The organism is Rhizomonospora bruguierae, from assembly GCF_018397995.1.
Classification (GTDB): domain Bacteria; phylum Actinomycetota; class Actinomycetes; order Mycobacteriales; family Micromonosporaceae; genus Rhizomonospora; species Rhizomonospora bruguierae.
In genome coordinates, this window is the sequence record NZ_BBQH01000182.1 from 1 (window position 1) to 503 (window position 503).

The window sequence follows — 503 nt, forward strand, 5'->3', positions numbered from 1 at the left end:
CTGGTGCGTAACATGCTCACGGCCGGATACCTGGAGGACTGGAATTGGGGTGCGACCCTGTCCGGGGCTCCCCAGGGCGGCGTGGCCTCACCGGTCTTGTCCTCGGTTTACCTGCACAAACTGGACCAGTTCGTCGAGACAGTCCTGATTCCGGAGTACACCCGAGGGGGACGCAGGGCTCGCAACCCTGCCTACCTGGATCTGCAGAACCAGTTGGCCAAAGTCCGACGACGTGGTGACCGCCCCCTGGCGCGGGCACTACGACGGCAGATGGTCAGCCTGCCCAGCGCCGACCCGAACGATCCGGGATACCGGCGGCTACGGTACTGCAGATACGCAGATGACCATCTGCTCGGGTTCACCGGACCCAAGGCCGAAGCCGAGGAGATCAAACAGCGTCTGGCCGAGTTCCTGCGCGACGAACTCAAACTCGAACTCTCCCAGGAAAAGACGCTGATCACCCACGCCCGCACAGGCGCGGCAAGGTTCCTCGGCTACGAGAT

At 63.6% G+C, this 503-nt stretch carries 1 protein-coding gene; it reads left to right on the forward strand.

The features are described from left to right. Positions 1 to 12 precede the first annotated feature (12 nt). A partial coding sequence (locus KJS59_RS30755; protein ID WP_249715212.1) for a reverse transcriptase/maturase family protein occupies positions 13 to 503 on the forward strand: 491 nt, incomplete at its 3' end.